At 68.9% G+C, this 21,657-nt stretch carries 19 protein-coding genes and 1 pseudogene; 10 read left to right on the top strand and 10 right to left on the bottom strand.

Translation table 11 applies throughout. The features are described 5' to 3' along the window. Nucleotides 1-77 precede the first annotated feature (77 nt). Nucleotides 78-1,178: a ferritin-like domain-containing protein gene (locus BLW81_RS05755; protein ID WP_083406382.1), complete on the bottom strand. Its 1,101-nt coding sequence runs from the start codon at nt 1,176-1,178 to the stop codon at nt 78-80. Between the two features lie 89 nt (nt 1,179-1,267). Beyond that, nucleotides 1,268-1,855, bottom strand: a complete 588-nt coding sequence (locus BLW81_RS05750; protein ID WP_083406381.1) for a TetR/AcrR family transcriptional regulator — start codon at nt 1,853-1,855, stop codon at nt 1,268-1,270. A gap of 77 nt (nt 1,856-1,932) precedes the next feature. Here BLW81_RS05750 and BLW81_RS05745 point away from each other — a divergent pair, with 77 nt between their 5' ends. From BLW81_RS05745 to BLW81_RS05735, 3 genes are read left to right on the top strand one after another with little or no spacing between them, the layout of a single operon-like run. Continuing rightward, nucleotides 1,933-2,361, top strand: coding sequence for a tautomerase family protein (locus tag BLW81_RS05745; protein WP_083406380.1), 429 nt, complete (start codon nt 1,933-1,935; stop codon nt 2,359-2,361). 39 nt (nt 2,362-2,400) lie between these two features. Further along, a complete protein-coding gene (locus BLW81_RS05740) occupies nt 2,401-4,002 on the top strand; it encodes an FMN-binding glutamate synthase family protein (protein WP_083406379.1) in 1,602 nt (533 codons plus the stop codon). A gap of 14 nt (nt 4,003-4,016) precedes the next feature. Beyond that, entirely contained in the window at nt 4,017-4,454 is a 438-nt protein-coding gene (locus BLW81_RS05735) for a hypothetical protein (RefSeq protein WP_083406378.1), read from the top strand. A 3-nt stretch (nt 4,455-4,457) separates the two neighbouring features. Here BLW81_RS05735 and BLW81_RS05730 read toward each other — a convergent pair whose 3' ends face one another. The 3 genes from BLW81_RS05730 to BLW81_RS05720 form a co-directional block, all read right to left on the bottom strand. Then, entirely contained in the window at nt 4,458-5,486 is a 1,029-nt protein-coding gene (locus BLW81_RS05730; protein ID WP_083406377.1) for a nitronate monooxygenase, read from the bottom strand. Nucleotides 5,487-5,503: 17 nt separating this feature from the next. Beyond that, nucleotides 5,504-6,214 (bottom strand): SDR family NAD(P)-dependent oxidoreductase, encoded by a 711-nt coding sequence (locus BLW81_RS05725; RefSeq protein WP_083406376.1) that lies wholly within the window; start codon nt 6,212-6,214, stop codon nt 5,504-5,506. Between the two features lie 109 nt (nt 6,215-6,323). Next, nucleotides 6,324-7,535 carry a CynX/NimT family MFS transporter gene (locus tag BLW81_RS05720; protein ID WP_235632194.1) on the bottom strand — a complete coding sequence of 404 codons (1,212 nt, stop codon included), beginning with the start codon at nt 7,533-7,535 and terminating at the stop codon, nt 6,324-6,326. Nucleotides 7,536-7,582: 47 nt separating this feature from the next. On the opposite strand from BLW81_RS05720, the gene BLW81_RS05715 reads away from it, so the two are divergent. Then, nucleotides 7,583-8,245 (top strand): FadR/GntR family transcriptional regulator, encoded by a 663-nt coding sequence (locus BLW81_RS05715; protein ID WP_083410352.1) that lies wholly within the window; start codon nt 7,583-7,585, stop codon nt 8,243-8,245. A 47-nt stretch (nt 8,246-8,292) separates the two neighbouring features. Next, on the top strand, nt 8,293-9,768 hold the full coding sequence (locus tag BLW81_RS05710; RefSeq protein WP_083406374.1) for an HNH endonuclease signature motif containing protein: 1,476 nt from the start codon (nt 8,293-8,295) through the stop codon (nt 9,766-9,768). A 172-nt stretch (nt 9,769-9,940) separates the two neighbouring features. Here BLW81_RS05710 and surE read toward each other — a convergent pair whose 3' ends face one another. Continuing rightward, entirely contained in the window at nt 9,941-10,711 is a 771-nt protein-coding gene (gene surE / locus BLW81_RS05705; RefSeq protein WP_083406373.1) for a 5'/3'-nucleotidase SurE, read from the bottom strand. A 13-nt stretch (nt 10,712-10,724) separates the two neighbouring features. Continuing rightward, complete coding sequence (locus BLW81_RS05700; protein ID WP_083406372.1) at nt 10,725-11,690, bottom strand: 1-phosphofructokinase family hexose kinase; 966 nt, start codon at nt 11,688-11,690, stop codon at nt 10,725-10,727. Nucleotides 11,691-11,755: 65 nt separating this feature from the next. Between BLW81_RS05700 and BLW81_RS05695 the strand changes: the two genes are divergently transcribed. After that, nucleotides 11,756-12,376, top strand: a complete 621-nt coding sequence (locus BLW81_RS05695) for a TenA family protein (protein ID WP_083406371.1) — start codon at nt 11,756-11,758, stop codon at nt 12,374-12,376. Here the strand turns inward: BLW81_RS05695 and BLW81_RS05690 are convergent. Continuing rightward, nucleotides 12,313-13,674, bottom strand: a pseudogene (locus BLW81_RS05690) (MFS transporter). The gene BLW81_RS05695 and the pseudogene BLW81_RS05690 overlap by 64 nt on opposite strands. A gap of 108 nt (nt 13,675-13,782) precedes the next feature. On the opposite strand from BLW81_RS05690, the gene BLW81_RS05685 reads away from it, so the two are divergent. Both BLW81_RS05685 and BLW81_RS05680 read left to right on the top strand, forming a co-directional pair. Continuing rightward, the gene (locus tag BLW81_RS05685) at nt 13,783-15,075 is read left to right on the top strand and encodes a sensor histidine kinase (RefSeq protein WP_083406370.1); all 1,293 of its coding nucleotides are present in this window, start codon (nt 13,783-13,785) and stop codon (nt 15,073-15,075) included. After that, entirely contained in the window at nt 15,072-15,716 is a 645-nt protein-coding gene (locus tag BLW81_RS05680) for a response regulator transcription factor (protein ID WP_083410351.1), read from the top strand. The genes BLW81_RS05685 and BLW81_RS05680 overlap by 4 nt, the downstream gene beginning before the upstream one ends. A 9-nt stretch (nt 15,717-15,725) precedes the next feature. Here the strand turns inward: BLW81_RS05680 and BLW81_RS05675 are convergent, their stop codons facing one another. Beyond that, the gene (locus BLW81_RS05675; RefSeq protein ID WP_083406369.1) at nt 15,726-16,310 is read right to left on the bottom strand and encodes a TetR/AcrR family transcriptional regulator; all 585 of its coding nucleotides are present in this window, start codon (nt 16,308-16,310) and stop codon (nt 15,726-15,728) included. 150 nt (nt 16,311-16,460) lie between these two features. Between BLW81_RS05675 and BLW81_RS05670 the strand changes: the two genes are divergently transcribed. Both BLW81_RS05670 and BLW81_RS05665 read left to right on the top strand, forming a co-directional pair. After that, a complete protein-coding gene (locus BLW81_RS05670) occupies nt 16,461-16,907 on the top strand; it encodes an MmpS family transport accessory protein (protein WP_157897600.1) in 447 nt (148 codons plus the stop codon). Further along, complete coding sequence (locus tag BLW81_RS05665; protein ID WP_083406367.1) at nt 16,904-19,804, top strand: MMPL/RND family transporter; 2,901 nt, start codon at nt 16,904-16,906, stop codon at nt 19,802-19,804. Before BLW81_RS05670 ends, BLW81_RS05665 begins: the two co-directional genes overlap by 4 nt. On the opposite strand, the gene BLW81_RS05660 is transcribed toward BLW81_RS05665, so the two are convergent. Then, complete coding sequence (locus BLW81_RS05660; RefSeq protein ID WP_083406366.1) at nt 19,735-21,552, bottom strand: N-acyl-D-amino-acid deacylase family protein; 1,818 nt, start codon at nt 21,550-21,552, stop codon at nt 19,735-19,737. The two genes, BLW81_RS05665 and BLW81_RS05660, sit on opposite strands and share 70 nt — an antisense overlap. Nucleotides 21,553-21,657 lie beyond the last annotated feature (105 nt).

Below are 21,657 nucleotides of genomic sequence, written 5' to 3'. Positions count from 1 at the left end.
CGCAGGAATCGTAGACGGCGCATACGACATCTCCGTGCAACCTGCGTGGCACGGCGCAGCGACGGATACCGGTCGGGTCAGTTGGCCCCGGCGGCGATCACCTCGTCCACCTCGCCGGCCCGCACGGCCATCTCGGCGTGCGCCTTGTCGAGCGCCTCGGCCTGGTCCTCGTCGGCCTTCATCAGCGTCTCGATGTCGAAGCTGCCCATGTCGAGCACGCCCATGTCCCGGAACGCCTTTTGCACCTTCTCGCCCCACAACCCGATGTCCTTGACGATCGGGACGATGCGGCTGAACAGGTGCGAGCGGAACTGGAGCATCATCGGCGACGTCTCGACCCAGTCGGCGCACGCCTTGACGTCGAGGCCGAGGGTCTCGAAGACCTCGTCGCCGCGGAGCCGGTCGCGCATCAGGTAGCAGGCCTGGACGACGAACTCTTCGCGCTCGTCGCGTTCGGCCTCGGTCAGCTCCGAGTAGTAGTCCTTCAGCGAGATCCGGCCGAAGGCGACGTGCCGGGCCTCGTCCTGCATGACGTAGGCCAGCAGCTGTTTGGCCACCGAGTCCGGCTGCGCCAGGTCGCGCTGCACACCGAAGGCGGCCAGCGCGAGTCCCTCGATGAGCACCTGCATGCCGAGATATGGCATGTCCCAACGGGAATCACGCAACGTGTCTTCCAGCAGCGCGGTCAGGTTCGTGTTGATCGGATACACCAACCCGACCTTCTCGTGCAGGAACCGCGAGAACGCCTCGACGTGGCGGGCCTCGTCCATGGCTTGGGTGGCCGCATAGAACTTGGCGTCCAGATCCGGTACGACCTCGACGATCTTGGCGGCGCAGACCATCGCTCCCTGCTCGCCGTGCAAAAACTGCGAGAACTGCCAGGCCTGGGAGTGCTGGCGCATCTCGGCTCGGCGCGCCTCGTCGGCCGTCTCCCACATCGGGCTGCCGAACAGCGGATGAAATTCGTCGGGCAGTCCGATCGGGTTCATCGGGTCGACGTCTTTGGTCCAGTCGATGCGCGACTGCGCGTCCCACTGCTTGTCTTTCCCCTTCTGGTACAAGGAAAGAAGCCGGGCCCGTCCGTCGTCGTACTCCCAGTTGAAGCGCGCGTCGCCGGCGCTCGGAACCTCCCATGAGTAGGGCTCGGGAACGTCGGTGTACCTGTCCCGTGTCGTCATGCGCGTGCCGCCCCTCTGCCGATCGGACCGAGCGGCCCTATGACCTAGATCACAATGGTTTCAACCCCGGGCGACGCCGTCAACCCGCGCTAACTGCGGCTTTTGTCCAGTGCACCCCGGATGAGCCCGCCGAGCTGTTCGGCGACGAGATCGAGCGGGGCGATGTCGCGCTGGGCTCGGCAGATCGCCACGGTGCCTTCGACGGAGGCGACGATGAGCGTCGCGAGCCGTTCGGCGGCGGCCGGCTCGGCCCCGGCGTTCCGCAACGAGGCGGCCAGCATCGACGTCCAGCGCGCAAACGCCGCCGCCGCGGCGTCGCGGGGCGCGCTGTGGCCGTCGGGCAAATCCTCGACCGAGACCGCCAGAACTGGACACCCGGCCCGAAAGTCGCTGTCGAGCACCACTTTCCGCCACATCGAGAGAAAGGCGGCCACTCCCGCCTCCGGTCCGGCCGCGAGTTCGCCGGTGAGGGCGTCGGCGATGACGCCGTCGGCCCAGCGCACCGCCTCGGTGGCCAGGTCGTACTTGCCGCCCGGGAAGTAGTGATACGTCGACCCCAGGGGAGCGTTCGTGTGCTTGGCCAGCTCGCGGACGCTGGTCGCGTTGAGGCCGCGCCGGCTGATCATGTCCGCCGCGCCGGCGACCATGCGCTGGCGCCCCTTGCGATCCTCGGCCATCGAACCCCTTCTTGCTATGACGACCGTTATAGCCTACCGTCAGACCTGGTTATGACGATCGTTATAAGGAGAAGGTCATGCCGATGATCCAGCTGACGACGCCCGCCGGAGTGCTCGACGACACCGCGCGCAAAGGTCTGCAGAACTCACTGGCCGCCACCCTGCTGAAGTGGGAGGGCGCACCGGACAACGCCGTCTTTCGTGCGCTGGCGTGGTGCCGGGTCGACGAGGTGCCCGGCGACCGCTTTGCCGCCCTCGAGGACGACCTGCCGCGGTTCCGGGTCGATGTGACCGTGCCGCAGGGCGCGCTGTCGGCCCGCCGCAAGGAGGGGTTGGTCAAGGAGGTCACCGAACAGGTGCTCGCGACGACCGGCCTCACCGACGCCGACGCGCTGCGGGTCTGGGTGCTCGTGCACGAACAGCCCGAGGGCACGTGGGGCGGCGGCGGCACGATCGTGCGGTTCGAGGACATCAAGGCGCTGGCGCAGAGCACACCGTCGCGCTAGATCCGTTTCGGCTGCTGTCGGGGTGGCAACGCTGACGGCATGAGCAAGACGGTCCGCCACCTCGCCGCCGCGGTGGCCTCGACAATGGCAGCCGTCGCTGCCCGCGACGTCTTTCAGCGCAAGCACGCGCTGCTACGCAATTTCCCGCTGGTCGGGCATGCCCGCTACCTCATCGAGGCGATCGGCCCGGAACTGCGCCAGTACGTCGTCGCCGCCAACGACGAGGAACGGCCGTTCACACGCGATCAGCGCCGGTGGGTGTATGCGTCGGCGAAGAAGGAGAACAACTACTTCGGGTTCGGCACCGACAACGACATCGAGCACGCGACCGGCTATCCGGTGATCAAGCACAGCACGTTCGGCAGGGCTGCCCCGAAGTCGAACCCGTCGGCGTCACACGAGATCGACCTGCCCAGCGCGAAGGTCCTCGGCGCCGCCCGCGGCAGGGCCAGAGCGTTTCGGCCCAGCTCGGTCGTCAATATCTCCGCGATGAGCTTCGGGTCCCTGTCGGCCAACGCGATCGAAGCCCTCAACCGCGGCGCGGCGATGGCCGACTGTCTGCACAACACCGGCGAGGGCGGCATCTCGCGCTATCACCGGCACGACGGCGAACTGATCTTCCAGATCGGCACCGCCTACTTCGGGTGTCGCGACGCCGAGGGCCGGTTCAGCCTCGACAAGCTCAAGGACGTGGTGGCCGGCGCGTCGGTGCGGGCGCTGGAGATCAAACTCAGTCAGGGCGCCAAGCCCAGCCTCGGCGGGCTGCTGCCGGCGCCGAAGGTGTCCGCGGAGATCGCCGCCGCGCGCGGCATCGCCGAAGGCCGCGACTGCGTCAGCCCCTCGCGCCACGCCGAGTTCACCGATGCCGACAGCCTGCTCGACTGGGTGGAGCTGTTGGCTGCCGAGACCGGTCTGCCCGTCGGCATCAAGGCCGCGGTGGGCGACCTCGACTTCTGGTACGAGCTCACCGAGTTGATGCACACCACGGGGCGCGGCGTCGACTTCGTCACCATCGACGGCGGCGAGGGCGGCACCGGCGCGGCGCCGCTGATTTTCACCGACACGGTCTCGCTGCCGTTCCAGCTCGGCTTCGCGCAGGTGTACCGGATCTTCGCCGAACGCGGCCTGCACGAGGCGGTCACGTTCATCGGCAGCGGAAAGCTGGGCCTGCCGGACAACGCCGTGGTGGCGTTCGCGCTGGGCTGCGACATGGTCAACGTGGCGCGCGAGGCGATGCTCGCGGTCGGCTGCATCCAGGCGCAGAAGTGCCACACCGACACCTGTCCCACCGGCGTCGCCACCCAGAACGCCTGGCTGGCCCGGGGACTGGTGCCTGAGGTCAAGGCGGTGCGGGTGGCCAACTACATCAAGACCCTGCGGCGCGATCTGGTGAAGGTGGCCGAGGCGTGCGGCGTCGAGCATCCCGGCCTGATCGGCACGGAGTCGATCGACATCCTCGACGGCCGAACGGGATCCACACCGCTGCACGAGGTGTACGGCTATACCGCGGGGATGGGGCTGCCCTCGCCGGAGGACCGGGCCGCCATCGTCGCGTTCATGACGGGCCAACAGCAGCACGCGGTTTCGGCGCCGCCGTCGCACGGCGCCGCCACCGGCGCGTTAACGCCGCGGCGGCGGTGAGCGATACCCAGGGCATGACATCGCTGCGTGCCACCGGGCCGCTCGCTGCCGCGCTCATCGCACCGTGCGTGTTAGCGGCGCCGGCCTCGGCGCAGAGCGCCGCACAGCTCGAGGCCGTCCCGGTGGTCGCCTCGCCGACGTGTGGCGGGACCGTCCGCGCGGAGGCGCAGGTCGACCCGGTGCGGAACGGCTACCGCGACGAGAACGGTGTCCGCGTGGCGGTCCACTACGACGCCGGGATCTACGACGGATCCTGTGCTCTCACCGTGACCGCCGACTGGACGAACCTCGACACCGGTGCGTCGGGCAGCGGCGACTTCACCGCCGTGTCGAGGATCGACGGCCACTACGGCTTCATCGGCTACGCCAACACCAAGTTCGCCACGGGTCCCGGCGCCGTCGTCGTCACGCTCAGCACGCACCGCGGCGAGGAGCTGCGGCTCACCGTGTGAGAGTCACACCGCCGCAACGAGTTCGGACAGAATCGCCGCGGTCGGCTTCTCCTGCGCCTGGCGGTAACCCGTCCCCGCCCACAGGTGCACCAGCTCGGGCTCGCCCGCCGCAGCCGCCGCTTTTCGCAGCGGGCTCGTCAGATGGTGGATCGCGGGATAGCCCAGCGGTGCGCGCGCCTCGAACTCGTCGATGAACCGGTTCCGCAGCCCGCGCGCCGGTCGCCCGGTGAACGCGCGGGTGATGACGGTCTCGGTGAACGACGGATCGGTCAGCGCGGCCCGGTGAGTGGCCGACGCGCCGCTCTCCTGCGCGCGCAGCAGCACGGTGCCCACCGCCGCCGCGGCCGCGCCGGCATGCAGGACACCCGCGACGTCGTCGGCGGAAGCCAACCCACCCGCCGCCATGACGGGCAGGTCCGCGGCGGCGATCACCTGCGCGACGAGCTCGGCCAGCGGTACCGGCGCCGGTAACCGGTCCGGGGTGAACGTGCCCGAGTGGCCACCGGCGACCGAGGCCTGCACCGCGAGCATGTCGACACCGGCAGCCGCGGCGGCCTTCGCCTCGTCGACGGTCGTGACGGTTTGCACGACGGTGGTGCCCGCCTTTTGCAGCGCGCGGACCACGTCGTCGCCGGGCAGGCCGAACGTGAAGCTCACGACCGGTACCGGATCCGACAGCAGCAGCTCGATCTTCGCGCGGAACGCGTCGTCATCGTCCACCGGGCCGGCGGGCAGGCGGACATCGAAGCGGTCGGCTTCGCGTTGTACCGCGTCGGCGTAACGCCGGTAGGTTTGCTCATCGATCGGAACCGGGTTCGGCGCAAAGACATTCACTCCGAACGGAACTGACGCCGCGCGGACGGCCGCGATCTCCGACTGCACGGCGTCCGGGGCCTTGTATCCGGCCGCCAGCAGACCCAGGCTGCCGGCCCCGGACGCCGCGATGACCATGGCCGGCGTGGTGGGTCCGCCCGCCATCGGGGCGGCGATGACCGGAAGCGTCACGTTCAGATTCGTCAAGGGACTGTTCATCGCTGCTCCTCCGGTCATCAGTGGCCCGCGCTCTGTCCGCCGTCGACGTGCAGGATCTCGCCGGTGACGAACGGCGCCTGCTCGAGATACATGATGGCCTCCACGACGTCGTCGATGTCGCCCATCCGGCCCAGCGGATGCAACCGGGCCAGGGCGGCGTGGGTGGACGGGGGATGCATGGGTGTGCGGATCACCCCGAGAGATACCGCGTTGGCGCGGATCCCGCGGTCGGCGTACTCGATGGCCAACGCCTTGGTGACAGCGTTGAGGCCACCTTTGGTCAGCGACGCCAGCGCCGACGGTACGGCGGAGTTGGCATGGTCGACGAGGCTGGTCGAGACGGTGACCAGGTGGCCGCCGCCCTGTTGGGTCATGGCGGCGACCGCGCTGCGGGACACGTCGAAGAAGCCCCTCAGGTTCACCCCGGTGACGGCGTCGTAGTCGTCATCGGTGTACTCGGTGAAGGGTTTGGCCACGAAGATGCCGGCGTTGTTGACCACCGTGTCGACCCGGCCGAAGCGCTGCAGCGCCGCGTCCACGATGCGTGCGCCGTCGCCGGGTACCGACACATCGGCCGAGACGGTGAGAAGTTCTGGATCATGTTGATCATCAATCGATCTCGCCGCCGCGACGACGGCGAAACCCAGTTTGCGGTACGCGGGGATCAGTGCTGCGCCGATCCCGCGGGACGCGCCGGTGATGATGGCGACTTTCGGTTGTTCGCTCATGAGGAGTCCTTTCCAGCGGATGTGCGCTTCTGAGAACGGATCCTGCGGGAACGGACATCCGGCCGGATACGACCGGTTTCCTCACTGCTGAGAGGTGGAGGCTTCCAGCTCAGACGTACCGGGCGCGGCCGGCCTGGGCGCCGAGAAGGATCTGGAGGACGTAGACGGCCAGGAACATCGTCCACGGCACCGTCCAGCCGTGGGTGACGTCGTGCAGCAGGCCGAACAGGAACGGGCCGACCCCCGCGATCAGATAGCCGAACCCCTGCGCCATCCCGGACAGTTGAGCGGTGTCCTCGGCGTCGCGGGCGCGCAGCGCGATCACCGCCAGCGCAAGGGCGAACACGCCCATACCGATACCGATCAGCACGCTCCACAACACCGGTTGCGCCGCGGGCGCGACGGTCAGCCCGACGGTGCCGATCAGACCCACGACGCCCAGCCCGACGATCCACCCGCTCTGGCCGCGGCTGCGGGCGGCCAACGGAGCGACCACCAACGCGATGGGCACGCCGATCAGCGACGTCAGACCGACCAGCAGGCCCGCCTGCGTCTTGCCGACCCCGTTGTCGATGAACACCTGGGGCAGCCAACCCATCACGATGTAGGCCATCATCGACTGGCACCCGAAGAACAACGTCACCGTCCACGCCAGCCGGTTGCGCAGCAGCGAACGCCTGCCGCTGATCGGCGTGGTGTTCGCCGCCCAGTGTGGGCCGTGCCGCCGCGACGTCGGCAGCCACGCGATCAGCGCGATGAGCGACACCACCGCCCAGGCGGCCAGCGCCCCCCGCCATCCCCCGAGCGGGCCCTCGAGGCCGGGGGTCAGGGCCGAGCCCAGCGCGCCACCGCTCTGCAGCGCCGCGGTGTAGATGCCCGTCATTAGCCCGATCCGGGCCGGAAACGACTGCTTGATCACGACCGGGATCAACACGTTGGCCAGTGCGATGCCCGCGCACGCGACCAGCGTCGCGGCGGTCACCACATGCGGGCCGTCGATGATCCGCCCGAGCAGTCCGACCGTGATCACCGCCAACGCGATCGAGATGGTGCGCCCGAGGCCGAGGCGTGCGGCCAGCCGGGGTGCGGTGAGCCCGGCGGCCGCGAAGCACAGCGTGGGCAGGGTGGTGAGCACGCCCGCCCACGTCGCCGACACCCCGAGGTCGGTGCGCATCTCGCCGAGCAGCGGCGCCACGCTGGTGACCGCGGGCCGCAGGTTCAGGGCGGTCAGCACGACGGCGGCCGCGAGCAGCGCGCCCCCGGCGACGCGGGTCAGCGGCGCCGTCGACACCGCTTGTTCATCCTGCTGACCGACTGCCACCTTGCTAATCTGCCATACATCCCATGATTGGTTGAAAGGACGTCTCTGTGCCATTGGTCACCGCGCGCCGCTCGGGTCTCGTCGATCAGGTCATCGAGCAGATCCGGACCTCGGTGGCCTCCGGTGAGTGGCCCGTCGGCCGGCGCATCCCCAACGAGACCGTCCTCGTGGAGTCGCTCGGCGTCGGCCGCAACACGGTGCGCGAAGCGGTCCGCGCCCTCGCGCACGCCGGGATCCTCGAGGTGCGGCAAGGCGACGGCACCTACGTGCGGGCCACCAGCGAGGTGTCGGGTGCGCTGCGCCGGCTGTGCGGCGCCGAGTGGCGCGACGTGCTGCAGGTCCGGCGCGCCCTCGAGGTCGAAGGAGCGCGTGCCGCCGCGGCGCGCCGCACCGACGACGACCTCGCCGCACTGCGGGCACTGCTGGCGCGTCGCGACAACTGCCGGAGCGCGGACGCCGACGAATTCGCCCGCGCGGACGCCGAATTCCACCTCGCCGTCGTCCGCAGCTCGCACAACGCCACGCTCACCGAGTTGTACCGGGGCCTGATGGAGGCGATCACGGCCAGCGTCGCGACCGGGCACGAGGCGGCGGTGCACGTCGTCGATCACGGTGTGCTGATCGATCACATCGCCGCCGGCGACGGCGAGCAGGCCGCCCGCACGGCAGCGGCGATCATCGACGCGGTGCTTGTCGACGTGCCCTGCTGACGGAGTCGACCGCATCTGCCGGCCATTCCGGACTTGTCGGTGTTCGAATGTATGTTCGAAATATGTCAGAGGGTCAGGTGCAGGCGGCGGTGGCGGCATTGCGTGCTGCTGTCGATGACCTGCTCGCTTGCGATTTTGACTTGTCCACCGCCCCTGAGTTGGTGGAGGTCCTCGACGCTCTGGAAACCCAGGGCTGTCGGCTGCCCGCTGTGGGGCATCGGGTGTTGGCGCGGTTGCAGACCGAGACCACGCCGCAGCAGATGGGCGCCAAGTCCTGGAGGCAGGTCTTGAGTGTGCGGTGGCGGATATCGACCAGTGAGGCAAACCGGCGCCTGACCGAGGCCACGTTGTTGGCTCCGCGCCAAGCGGTGACGGGTCCGGCGCTGCCACCGCTGCTACCGGCGACCGCGGCCGCTCAGGCGCACGGGTTGATCACCGGCGAGCATGTCGAGGTCATCCGCAAATCGATGAACAAGCTGCCCGGGTTCGTCGACAACGCGACCCGCGAGCGGTTCGAACTGGACCTGGTGCGCACCGCGGCCGCGGCTGGGCCCAAAGAACTGCAAGACAGCGCGGATCTGAAGCTATTCCTGATGGATCAGGACGGCCCCGAACCCGATGACACCGAACGGGCCCGCAAGCGGGCGGTGACCAAGTCCAAACAGGGCGAGGACGGGATGATCGAGCTGCGGGCCAGGCTGACCCCGGAGGCGTGGGCGATCTGGGAAGTGCTGTTCGCCAAGTACGCCGCCCCCGGGATGTGCAACCCCGACGATGATGAACCGTGTGTGTCGGGGACGCCGACGCAGGCCCAGATCGACAACGATCACCGCAGCCTGGCCCAGCGCCAGCATGATGCGATGATCGCGATCGGGCGCATTGCGCTGATGAGTGGCGATCTGGGTCAGCTCAACGGGCTGCCGGTCTCGGTGATCATCCGCACCACCTTGCAAGACCTGGAATCCCGCGCCGGGGTGGGCACCACCGGCGGGGGCACCGTGGTCCCCATCCGTGACGTGGTGCGCATGGCCGCGCACGCCAATCACTATCTGGCGGTGTTCGACCGCGCCACCGGCAGTGCACTCGAGCTGTTCAGGGCTCGGCGCGTCGCTTCGCCGGCGCAGCGGATCATGCTTATCGCCCGCGACGGCGGCTGTACCAAACCGGGCTGCACCGTCGGGGCTTACGGCTGCCAGGTCCATCACGTCAGCCGCGACTGGGCCGACGGCGGCAACACCAACGTTGATGACCTCGGGCTGGCCTGCGGGGCCGATAACCGCGCCGTCGACGACGACAACGGCTGGACCACCCGCATGAGCGAGCGCCACGACGTCGAATGGCATCCCCCGCCCCGACTGGACACCGGCCAAGCCCGCCTCAACTACCACCACCGCCCCGAACTCCTCCTACGCCCACCCGACGATGCCGAAGCAACAACGCCGATCGACACCGAAACGACCACCCGGGCTGGCCCCGCCGACCACCACGGCGGACCGTCACCACCAGACGGCGAAGCGGCCTGACCGCCGGCCCGAAACCTCTCACCCGGAGACACCGGAAGAGTCTCCGGGGCAGAGGCATGCGCCGGTGAGGTTTTCAGTCTTTGCACCCCTGACCCCCACACTGCCAGTGCGGCGCGCTACCACGTGCGCCACAGCCCCTCGAGTCGTGCTCTTCGACGAACCTGAAGTGCCCTCAATCGCGGCCCGCGAGCCACTTCTGCACGAGCTCGCCGTCGTCCGCCTCGACCGACCGCAACTCCGTCAGCGTCGGGTGACCGGCGTCGAGCAGGGCGCTGTCGGTATCCGGCTCGGGCATGTCGGGCACCTCGACCTCACTCAGCCGCACCCCGCCGTCACCGACCTCCTCGACCCGCGTCTGCACCGCTCCGCCGGGGGCGAGCCGCGCGTGGCGCAGCGGACCCACCTCCGCGGCGGGCCGGTCCGGAACGTTGAGCGACAGCACGGTCCCGTCGGGTGCGTCGAACAGCAACTCCAGCACCGGCGCGACCAGACCGGCGGCGGTCTTCCAATGCCGCACGCCGGTCGGGTGCAGGTCGACGGCGAGCGAGACGGCCAGCGCGCGGGTGTCGCTGATCTTGGCGGTGAGCGCCGCGCCGACCGTGCCGGAGTGCAGGATGGCCCGACCGACGTTGGCGCCGTGGTTGATTCCCGACAGCACCAGGTCAGGACGCGGGTCGAACCAGCCGTTGAGTGCGGCGGCGACGATGTGCCCGGGCTGGGCTTGCACCGCCCACGCCGGAACGTCGAGGCCGGGTAACTCCCGGCGATCGATGACCGTGCGGCCGTCGCGGCGGACCGCGCTGAGCGCCGCGCTCGCCCCGCTGGCCTGCTCGGCCGGCGCAGCCACGATCACATCCAGCCCCGCCTCCAGCGCCGCGGCCGCCAGCGCGTGCAGGCCGGCAGCGTCGATTCCGTCGTCATTGGTCACCAGTGCGAGCGGCACGGAACGCCCTCCTTCATTTCCACGCGTGCAGTTCGACCCGTTCGGCGAGCGTCTCGACGGCCCGCGCCCCGCCGGTACCCAGCCCGTGCCGCACCACGTTGAGAGCGCCGCACGCCGCGCCGACCTGCAACGCCTCGGGCAGTGGGCGACCGCCCGCCAGTGCGGCGACGATGCCCGCCGTCATCGAGTCTCCGGCGCCCGCCGAGTCGGCGGGTTCCAATGTCGGCATGCAGATCTCGACGACATCGTCGCTGTCGGCGAGCAAGGCCAGCGCCGGCGCGGAACCGGCCCGCGACACCACGACCGTGTTCGCGCCGTCCTTGCGGATCGAGCGCATGGCCGAGACGAGGTCCTTGGCGTCCTCCGATTTCGCCCGGCCGTCGTCGAGCAGTTCCTCGTGGCTGACCTTGATCAGGTCCGGCTTGCCCGCCAGTACCGCTTCCAGCCGCTCGCCCGCGAGGTCGGCGGCGACCTTGCAGCCGTTGGCGGCGAGGTCGGTCGACAGCCGGCGGTAGAGGTCGGCGGGCACCACATCGTCTTCCTGGGGGCCGGACAGCAGGACTCGGCCGTGCGTCAGCCCCTCGGTCAGCGTGAGCTCGTACAACGAGTCGAGTTCGTGGCGGTCCAGCGGGCTACCGGCGGCCTCGGCGATGACCTCCCGGTCGCCCGAGCGGCGGTCGTGTACGTAGGAGCCGTTGCGCGCGCTGACCGGCACGGTGCGCACGGTGACGTCGCGGATCGGCAGCAGGTGCCCCAGGACATCGCCGGTCTCTCCGCCGAGCGCCGAGCACAGTACGACCGGCACGCCGAGTGAGGACATCATGCGCGACTGCCAGACGCCCTGACCGCCGGCGTGGACGTGGATGTCGGCTGCCCCGGAGCGCTCCTCGACGGTCACGGTGAGGACGGGTAACGGGGCGAAGATGACCACCGCGGGTCGGTCATCGGACTCGTCGGCGCGGGGTTCCTTGTCTGCCATGGGCTACCGGGTACCCACCCGGGCGGGCAGCCACCCGCCGAACCGGCCGCGGCTAGAGTGCGGGCATGACGCTGGCAGCTCAGCTGTGGACCGACAACGCCGACGTGGTGGCCGACGTGCTGGCCCACCCGTTCGTCCGGGGCATCGGCGACGGCTCGCTGGACCGCGACCTGTTCGCCGGCTACATCGCCCAGGACGCGTTCTTCCTCGAATCCTTCGCCCGCGCATATGGTTTGGCGATCGCCCGCAGCGGCGACACGGCCACGCTGCTGGCGCTCGCGGAGTTGCTCGGCGGCGTGCGCGACGAACTGAGACTGCACGCGTCCTATGCCGCGTCGTGGGGTATCGACATGGGTGGCGTCGAGCCCGCAGCGGCGACGCTGGCCTACACCGAGTTCCTGTTGGCCACCGCCGCCACTGCAGACCTGGGAGTGGTGTGCGCCGCGATGACACCGTGCATGCGGTTGTACGCGCACATCGGGACGACGCTGGACGCCGCGAGCGCTGGACCGTACGCCGAGTGGGTGCAGACCTACGCCGACCCCGGCTTCGAGGAGGTGGCCGCCGTGCTCGAGAAACTGCTCGACCAGCATGGCGGTGACAGCCCTGCCGTGCGGACGGCCTATCGGCGCGCGATGCGGTTGGAGTTGGGCTTCTTCGAGTCGGCGCTGGCGGCCCGGGGCTGAGTTCTGCCCAGCACGACGACCAGGACCGCCGCCGCCAGCGACAGCGCTCCCACCACCCACAGCGCGACCTTGCTGCTGCCGGTCAGGTCGGTCAGCCAACCGGTGATGTAGGGGCCGCCGAAGCCGCTGAGGTTGCCCAGCGAGTTGATCAGCGCGATGCCGCCGGCCGCGGCCGCCCCGGTGAGGAACGCCGACGGCAGCGACCAGAACACCGGCAGGGCGCACATGACCGCACACGTGCACACGGTGACCGCCAGCATCGCGAGGTACACGTTGGTCATGTAGAGCGCCGCGGGGATCGCGATGCCACCGGCGATCGCCGGAATCGCGACGTGCCAGACCCGTTCGCCGGTCCGGTCGGAGTGCCGCGCCCACGGCACCATCACGACGGCGGCCACGAGGTAGGGCACCGCGGTCACCAGGCCGCGTTCGATCACGTCGAGGTGCACTCCTTACTCCTGCTGGAAGCCCGCGACGATGGTGGGCAGGAAGAACCCGACGGCGTAGAGCCCGTAGGTGATGCCGAAGTAGATGAACGCCAGCGCGAGGATCCGCGGATGCAGCAGGGCCCGCTTCAGCGGCCAGTGCCCGGCACTCTCGGCGGCCGCCCGCTCATCATCCAACGTCGCCTGCAGCCAACGCTTTTCGTCATCATCGAGCCATGGCGCCAGGCCGGGACGGTCGGTGAGGTAGAACCAGCAGACGACCGCGAGCACGACGGCGGGCAGACCCTCGACGAGGAACATGAACCGCCAGCCGGCCAGCCCGAACACCCCGTGACCCCATTCGATGATCAGCGACGAGATCGTCGACCCCACGGCCGTCGACACCGGTACCGCCATCATGAACAGTGAAATGGCCCGCGACCGCTGCTTCTCGGGGAACCAGAAGGTGAGATACAGGATGATGCCGGGGAAGAACCCGGCCTCGGCGACGCCGAGCAGGAACCGCAACACGATCAGCGTCTCGGCGTTGGGCACGAATGCGATTGCGGCGCTGATGATTCCCCAGCTCATCATGATCCGCGCCAGCCAGCGCCGTCCGCCGAAGCGGTGCAGGGCGATGTTGCTGGGCACCTCCAACAACAGGTAACCGAGGAAGAAGATGCCCGACGCGAACCCGAACAGTTCGGCGCTCATCCCGAGCTCCTCGTTCATGCCGTTGGGTCCGGCGAACGCGATGTTGACCCGGTCGAGGTAGTTGACGAAATAGAGCAGGACGAGGAACGGGATCAACCGGCGGGTGACCTTGGTCAGCGTCCGGCGCTCGACAGCGGGGCTCGGCTGATGCGTGGTCACGGTGCCGACGAAACCACATCACGGCCCGCGAAGGTAGGGACAGCCCTACCCTGAAGACACGGGCGCACTGGATGGGAGCGATGTCGGCGGATGCCTAGCGTCGAGAGCATGAGCACTGCCAGCGCGTTGCCCGCCGTTGCGCAGCCCAGCCTGCTTCACCGGCTCGTGTCCGACACCGGTTACCTGCTGCTCGGCCTCCCGCTGGCCACCTTGAGTTTCAGCCTGGTGGTGACGGGTGTGTCGGCGGGGCTCGGCACGCTGGTGGTCGTCATCGGCGTGCCCATCCTCGCCGGCACGCTGCTGGTCGCGCGCTTCTTCGCCGACATCGAACGCATGCGGATCGCCCCCGTCCTCCGCCGACCGGTGACCCGGCCCGTGTACCGAACCGCCGGTGAGAACGCCGGTTGGTGGAAGCGAACCATCCTGCCGCTCGGTCAGTTTCAGTTCTGGCTCGACGTCCTGCACGCCGTCTTGTACTTCCCGATCGCCGTGACGACGTTCTGCATCGTCGTCAGTTGGTGGGCCGCGGCGATCGGCGGCACGCTGACCATCGCCTGGGACTGGGCGATCCCGCGGGGCCCCGAGAACCGTTCGCTCGCCGAGTTGGTCGGGCTCGGCGACGGCGCCGTCGCGCGCATCGGGCTGCAGACCGCCATCGGCGTGGTCTGCCTGATCACGCTTCCCGTCGTAGCGCGCGGGTGCGCGGCGTTCTCGGCGTACTTCAGCAGGTTGCTGCTGACGGGGGTCGCGCAGATGCGCGAGACGATCACGGTGCTGACCGAACAGAAGGCGGCCGCGGCCTCTGCCGAGGCCACCGCGTTGCGCCGGCTGGAACGCGATATCCACGACGGTCCGCAGCAGCGGCTCATCCGGCTCGCGATGGATCTGAGCCGCGCCCGCCGGCACGTCGACCGCGATCCCGACGCGCTGCGCGGGGCGCTCGACGAGGCGCTCAACCAGACCCAGGAGACCCTCGACGAACTACGGGCGCTGTCGCGGGGTATCGCGCCGCCAGTGCTGACCGACCGCGGACTGCCCAGTGCGCTTGCGGCGCTGGCTGTTCGGTGTACGGTGCCGGTCGAACTCGTCGTCGATCCCGACCTCGGCTCGCCCGAGGGCCGACTCGACGCGGCGGTCGAGACCGCGGTGTACTTCGCGGTCGCCGAGGCACTGACCAATGTCGCCAAGCACAGCGATGCGGCGAACTGCTGGGTCACCGTCGCGCACGGACCCGGTCGCGTGCGCACCGAGATCGTCGACGACGGGCGCGGCGGCGCCCACGTCGCGAAGGGCCACGGCCTGTCCGGCCTGGCCGACCGGGCGCGGGCGACCGGCGGAAGGCTGACGGTGAGCAGTCCGCCGGGCGGGCCCACAACCATCGGGGTGGAGATGCCGTGCTGAAAGTGGTGGTGGCCGACGACTCAGTACTGTTGCGGGAGGGCCTGATTCGGCTGCTCTCCGAGAACGGCCACGAGGTGGTGGCCGCGGTGGCCGACGGCCCATCGCTGGTGCGCGCCGTCGAGCAGCACCGGCCGGACCTGTCGGTGGTCGACGTGCGGATGCCGCCGTCGCACACCGACGAGGGGCTGCGCGCCGCGGTCGAGGCGCGCCGCCTGGTCCCGGGTTCACCGGTGCTGATCCTCTCCCAGTACGTCGAGGTCTCCTACGCCGACGACCTGCTCGCCGACGCGTCCGGCGCCGTCGGCTATCTGCTGAAAGACCGGGTGAGCGCGATCGACGAGTTCCTCGACGCGGCGGTCCGGGTGGCGGCGGGCGGCACGGTGCTCGACCGCGAGGTCGTCGCGCAACTGCTGGTGCGCCGCCGCCGGGACGATCCGTTGCGGCAGATGACCGAGCGCGAGCGGGAAGTGCTCGCGCTGATGGCCGAGGGCCATTCGAACACGAAGATCGCCCGGACCCTGGTGGTCAGCGACGGCACGGTCGAGAAGCACATCGGCAACATCTTCACCAAGCTGATGCTGCCGCGCGACGACGAACAACACCGCCGCGTGCTCGCCGTGCTGACCTACCTGCGCGGCTGACGACGGTGGTCACCGCAGGATGGGTAGCAGGACCTCGTCGACCAGGATGCGGACGGTCTCGTCGGTCGGCTCCCGCGCCGACAGCAGGGAGCGGAACACGAGGTACCCGGGCAGCAGGTCGTAGATCTCGTCGTTGAACTTGGCGGGATCGGCCTCCCCGCGTGCCACGGCGTCTGCGAGGACCTGGTCGATAACCAGCCTGCGCTGATGGACGAACTCGTTCTGCAGCGCCTCTTTGAGCCCGGGATTGTGTGACATTTCGTTGAGCACGGCTCGCATGGTGCTGCCGTGTTCGCACGCCTGCCGGCACACCTGCGTGCCTAGCGCCAGCAGGTCGCCGCGCAGGGAGCCGGTGTTCGGCGGGACGACGGTCAGGCGCGTGCCCTCGATGAACGCCGCCAACACCAGGTCCGCCTTCGACGGCCAGCGCCGGTACACGGTGGCTTTGCTGGCCTTCGCCTGTGTCGCAACGGCTTCCACCGTCAGGCGGTCGTAGCCGTGTTGCTGCAGTAGCTGCAGGGTGATCGCCAGCAACTCGGCTTCCCGCGCGGACCACCGCGATCGTGCCGGCACATCGCTGCCCGATCCGGCCACGGGTCCTCCTCCCACTTCGACGAACGCCACCAACGTAGCGGTTGCGACGGGCAGTACGGTACCGTACCGTTCCCTGTTGGTCTCCACATGCGTGGAGCGGGCATTTCTCCAAGGGCCGGAGCCGTCGGTCGGAGAGCGAAAGGGCCTCGGGTGAGCGGTTTCTCGGTAGGCAAGCTGGTGCGGCGGAGATGGACCGCCATCGTCGCGATCATCGTGGTGGCGATCGTCGGCTTCAGCATCCACCGGCTGCACGGCATCTTCGGCTCGAACAACGTGGTGTCGCGGACCGGTTCGGAGGCGCTGGAGAACACCGGGTTCAATCCCAAGCACGTGCTGTTCGAGGTCTTCGGGACCCCCGGCTCCGTCGCCACCATCAACTACCTCGATGCCGACGCCCAACCGCAGCGGGTCGACGACGTGCCGCTGCCGTGGTCGCACGAACTGACCACCGACGAACCGACCCTGTTCGCCGACCTGCGCGCACAGGGTGACGGTGCCACGATCGGCTGCCGCATCACCGTCAACGGGGTGGTCAAGGACGAAAGGTCCACCGACAACTTGAACGGATACATTTCGTGCCTGGACAAGACCGCATGAGCGAGCACCGCGCCGACGCGGCGGTCGAGGGCTCCCGGCCCGCGCGCCTCATCCGTCGCCTTGCCCTGCCCATCCTGCTGCTGTGGCTCGCCGTCGCCGCGATCACCAACATCGCTGCCCCGCAGCTCGAGATCGTCGGCGCCGAACGGTCCGTGTCGCAGAACGCGGCCGACTCGCCGTCGATCATGGCGATGCGCCACATCGGGCAGGTCTTCGACGAGTACGATTCCGACAGCGCGGCCATGATCGTGCTGGAAAGCGACCAGCCCCTCGGCGCCGAGGCGCACGAGTACTACGACGGGCTGGTGCGCCGGCTGGCCGCAGACACCAAGCACGTCGAGCACATCCAGGACTTCTGGGGAGACCCGCTGACCGCGGGCGGTTCGCAGAGCAAGGACGGCAAGGCCGCGCTGGTCCAGCTGTACCTCGCAGGCAATCAGGGCGAGGCGCTGGCCAACGAGTCCGTCGATGCCGTGCGTGAGATCGTCGACAACACGCCGCCCCCGCCCGGGCTCAAGGTCTACGTGACCGGCGCCGCCCCGTTGATCACGGACAACTTCGAAGTCGGCAGCGAAGGCACCGAAAAGGTCACCGCCATCACGTTTCTGGTGATCGCGGTGATGCTGCTGATCGTCTATCGCTCGATCGTCTCCACGCTGATCGTGCTGGTCATGGTCTTCGTTGAACTGTCGGCGGCGCGCGGTGTGGTGTCGATGCTTGCGGACAACGGGCTCATCGGCCTGACCACCTACGCGACGAACCTGCTGACGCTGCTGGCGATCGCGGCGGGCACCGACTACGCGATCTTCGTCGTCGGCCGGTACCACGAGGCGCGCCACAAGGGGATGGACCGCGTCGCCGCCTACCACGACATGTTCCGCGGCACCGTGCACGTGATCGTCGGGTCGGGGTTGACCATCGCCGGCGCGGTGGCGTGTCTGTCCTTCACCCGGCTGCCCTACTTCCAGACGCTGGGCATCCCGGCCGCGATCGGGGTCCTCGTGACGCTGGCCGCGGCGCTGACGCTGGGGCCCGCGGTGCTGCTCATCGCGACGCGGTTCGGACTGATGGAGTCCAAACGCAAGACGAACACCCGCGGTTGGCGCCGCATCGGTACCGCGATCGTGCGGTGGCCCGGGCCGATCCTGGCTGTCTCGCTCCTGCTGGCGCTGGTCGGCCTGGTCGCGCTGCCCGGCTACAAGACCAGTTACGACGCCAGGCCCTATCTTCCGGATTCGGCGCCCGCGGTCACCGGTTACGCCGCCGCCGAGCGCCACTTCTCCGAGGCGCGGCTCAACCCGGAACTGCTGATGGTCGAGGCCGACCACGACCTGCGCAATCCCGCCGACATGCTGATCCTCGAACGCATCGCGAAAAGCGTGTTGCACACCAAGGGCATCAACCTCGTCCAGTCGATCACCCGGCCACTGGGCACGCCGATCAGCCACAGCTCCATCCCGTTTCAGATCAGCGCTCAGAGCGCCAGCCAGATCATGAACCTGAGCTACCAACAGGCGCGCGGAGCCGATCTGCTCAAACAGGCCAACGAGATCAGCAACACCGTCGACATCCTCCGCCAGCAGGTGACGCTGCAGCAGGCCAGTGCCGACGCCACCCATGAGCAGACCCAGGCGTTCCACGACACGGTCACCATCGTCAACGACCTCCGCGACAAGCTCGCCAACTTCGACGACCAGTTCCGGCCGCTGCGCAACTACTTCTACTGGGAACCACACTGTTTCGACATCCCGATGTGCTCGGCGCTCAGGTCGGTGTTCGACTCGCTCGACGGAATCAGCCAGCTCGCCGAACAATTCGGCAGCATCACCGCGAGCCTGGACAAGCTCGACGCGCTGCAACCGCAGCTGCTGGCGCTGTTGCCGCCGCAGATCGCGATCCAGGAGCGCAACCGCGACCTCATCCTGTCCAACTACGCCACCACGACCGGCACCAACGCGCAAAGTGATGAGGCGCTGCGTAATTCGACCGCGATGGGGCAGGCGTTCGACGCCGCCAAGAACGACGACTCGTTCTATCTGCCGCCGGAAGCCTTCGACAATCCGGACTTCAAGCGCGGCCTGAAACTGTTCCTGTCACCCGACGGCAAAGCCGCCCGGATGATCATCACCCACGACGGAAAGCCGGCCACCCCGGCGGGGATCTCACACATCGACGCGATCAAGGACGCGGCGTTCGACGCGATCAAGGCCACCCCGTTGTCCGACGCCAAGATCTACGTGGCGGGCACGGCCTCGACCTACAAGGACATCCAGGACGGGGCCAAGTACGACCTGCTGATCGTGGCGCTGGCCGCGATGGCGCTGATCCTGCTGATCATGATGTTCATCACCCGCAGCTTGGTCGCTGCCGTCGTCATCGTGGGCACGGTGGCGCTGTCGCTGGGTGCGTCGTTCGGGCTGTCGGTTCTGGTGTGGCAGTACATCTTCGGGATACCGCTGTACTGGATCGTGCTGGCGTTGGCGGTCATCCTGCTGCTCGCGGTCGGCGCCGACTACAACCTGCTGCTGATATCGCGGTTCAAGGAGGAGGTCGGCGCCGGCTTGAACACCGGCATCATCCGCGCCATGGCAGGCACCGGCGGGGTGGTGACCGCGGCGGGGCTGGTGTTCGCGGCGACGATGTCGTCGTTCGTCTTCAGCGATCTGATCGTGCTGGGGCAGATCGGCACCACGATCGGCCTTGGTCTGTTGTTCGACACGTTGATCGTGCGCTCGTTCATGACACCGTCGATCGCGGCGCTGCTGGGGCGGTGGTTCTGGTGGCCGCTCAACGTGCGGCCGCGGCCGGCCAGTCGGATGCTGCGGCCCTACGGGACGCGGACGTCGGTGCGCACGCTGCTGCGAGAGGAGGACGAGTCGGCTCCTGCGTCGTCCTGAGCGCGCAGGTATCGGCCCGACCGCACGGTGTCGCCGTAGCCGTCGCGGAACGTTCCGCTGCGGAACACGATCTCACCGTTGACCCCGGTCGCCACGACCGCGTCGTCGTTGCGGTTGACCATGCGGCTCAATCCGCCGTAGAACGGCACCGCCTCCTCGCGGTACGCGTCGACGTCGGCATTGAGGCCCGCGGGGTCGATCACCACGAAGTCGGCTCGGTCGCCCTGCCGCAGGGTGCCCGCGTTCACCCCGAACCAGTCGGCGACCTCGGCGGTCAGCCGGTGCACCGCCCGCTCGGTGGTGAGGAAGGGGCGCCCGGCCGACTGTGCGTCGCGGACACGTTTGAGCAGGCGCAGCGGATAGTTGTAGAACGCCATGTTGCGCAGGTGCGCACCGGCATCGGAGAAGCCCATGTGCACGGCCGGATCGCGGGCCAGTTTGTCGAGCACCTCGGGCCGGTGGTTGGCGACGATCGTCGTCCAGCGGACGTTGCGTTCACCGTTGTCGACGAGCACGTCGAGGAACGCGTCCAGCGGATGGCTGCCCCGCTCGTCGGCGATCTGCCCGAAGCTCTTGCCGACCAAACTCTCGTCCGGGCATTCGACGATCGTGGCGTCGTGAAAGTCGCGATGCCACAACGTCGGTCCGAGCTTGCGGCGGTCGAACGAGCGGCGGAACCGGCGGCGGTACTCGGGGTCGGCGAGCAGCGTGTTGCGTTCGAGCTGATCACGCAGATGCAGCGCGGCGGTGCCTGCGCCGAACTCCTCCAACACCGGCAGGTCGATGCCGTCCGAATACAGCACGAACGGCACCGGCAGATGCTGGAAGCGCACCTCGGCGTCGAGGACCTTGTTCAACAGCCGGGTGCCGAACCCGATCACCTGCGCTGCGCCGGGCGAGGATTTCGCGTCGGCCGAGACCAGCAGGCTCATCCGCACGCCGCGGCGGCGGCCGAACAGGCCGCTGCTCTGCAGGAAGAAATTCAGCGTCTCGTGTGACTTGGCGACGTTGGGCGCGCTCTGCAGGATGCGGCCGCGGGCACGCAGCACCTTGATGAGCCGCCGGCGTTCCCGCCACGTCGCGAACGTCGACGGCAGTGCGCGCGAACGGAACCGGTCCCCGTCGAGCTTGTCGATCGCCGCATCCATGCCCGACATGCCGAGCATGCCCGCGGTCAATGCCTCGTCGAGCTTGTCGGCCATCTCTTCGAGTTCTGAGTCGGTCGGTGTCACACCGGGGGTGGTAGCGCGGTCGAGGCCGAGCACCGATGCCCGTAGATCCGAATGTCCCAGTAGTGACGCGATGTTCGGGCCCAGCGGCAGTGCGTCGATGGCCTCGATGTACTCGCGCGGGCCCGACCACGTCTTGTGCGACTGTAGTGCGCCCAGGACGTAGTGGCGCGGCACCGCCTCGACGCGGCTGAACAAGTCGGCGGCGTCCTCGGTGTCGGCGTACACCGTCGACAGCGAGCACATGCCGAGCAGCACCGTGGTCACGCCGTGCCGCACCGATTCGCGCAGTCCCGGGTCGAGCAGGATCTCGGCGTCGTAGTGGGTGCGCACGTCGATGAACCCGGGGACCACCCATTTGCCGCCGGCGTCGACGACGTCGGGGCAGCCGGTCGTGTCGAGCGGTCCGGTGGAGACGGTCGCGACCACGCCGTCGCGGATGCCCAGCGTGCGCACCTGGGGTGCCGCGCCTGTTCCGTCGAACCACAGGCCATCGCGAATGATGACGTCATAGGGCATGGCGACCTCCGTTGCTCGGTGCGCACCACGCTACTGCCGTGGGCTGCCGCGGTAGCGGTCTTCGGCGCCACAGATGCGTCGGAAACGTTTCAAGCGGCTCCGGAT

This window comes from Mycolicibacterium rutilum (assembly GCF_900108565.1).
Lineage (GTDB): Bacteria > Actinomycetota > Actinomycetes > Mycobacteriales > Mycobacteriaceae > Mycobacterium > Mycobacterium rutilum.
The sequence above is the reverse complement of the archived record's forward strand: the minus strand, read 5'-3'. Positions and strand labels throughout refer to the sequence as shown.

Coding starts and splice junctions, on each gene's coding strand:
- BLW81_RS05755 (WP_083406382.1), bottom strand. CDS start 1,178: ATGACGACACGGGACAGGTACACCGACGTTCCCGAGCCCTACTCATGG.
- BLW81_RS05750 (WP_083406381.1), bottom strand. CDS start 1,855: ATGGCCGAGGATCGCAAGGGGCGCCAGCGCATGGTCGCCGGCGCGGCG.
- BLW81_RS05745 (WP_083406380.1), top strand. CDS start 1,933: ATGCCGATGATCCAGCTGACGACGCCCGCCGGAGTGCTCGACGACACC.
- BLW81_RS05740 (WP_083406379.1), top strand. CDS start 2,401: ATGAGCAAGACGGTCCGCCACCTCGCCGCCGCGGTGGCCTCGACAATG.
- BLW81_RS05735 (WP_083406378.1), top strand. CDS start 4,017: ATGACATCGCTGCGTGCCACCGGGCCGCTCGCTGCCGCGCTCATCGCA.
- BLW81_RS05730 (WP_083406377.1), bottom strand. CDS start 5,486: ATGAACAGTCCCTTGACGAATCTGAACGTGACGCTTCCGGTCATCGCC.
- BLW81_RS05725 (WP_083406376.1), bottom strand. CDS start 6,214: ATGAGCGAACAACCGAAAGTCGCCATCATCACCGGCGCGTCCCGCGGG.
- BLW81_RS05710 (WP_083406374.1), top strand. CDS start 8,293: ATGTATGTTCGAAATATGTCAGAGGGTCAGGTGCAGGCGGCGGTGGCG.
- BLW81_RS05700 (WP_083406372.1), bottom strand. CDS start 11,690: ATGGCAGACAAGGAACCCCGCGCCGACGAGTCCGATGACCGACCCGCG.
- BLW81_RS05695 (WP_083406371.1), top strand. CDS start 11,756: ATGACGCTGGCAGCTCAGCTGTGGACCGACAACGCCGACGTGGTGGCC.
- BLW81_RS05685 (WP_083406370.1), top strand. CDS start 13,783: ATGAGCACTGCCAGCGCGTTGCCCGCCGTTGCGCAGCCCAGCCTGCTT.
- BLW81_RS05665 (WP_083406367.1), top strand. CDS start 16,904: ATGAGCGAGCACCGCGCCGACGCGGCGGTCGAGGGCTCCCGGCCCGCG.
- BLW81_RS05660 (WP_083406366.1), bottom strand. CDS start 21,552: ATGCCCTATGACGTCATCATTCGCGATGGCCTGTGGTTCGACGGAACA.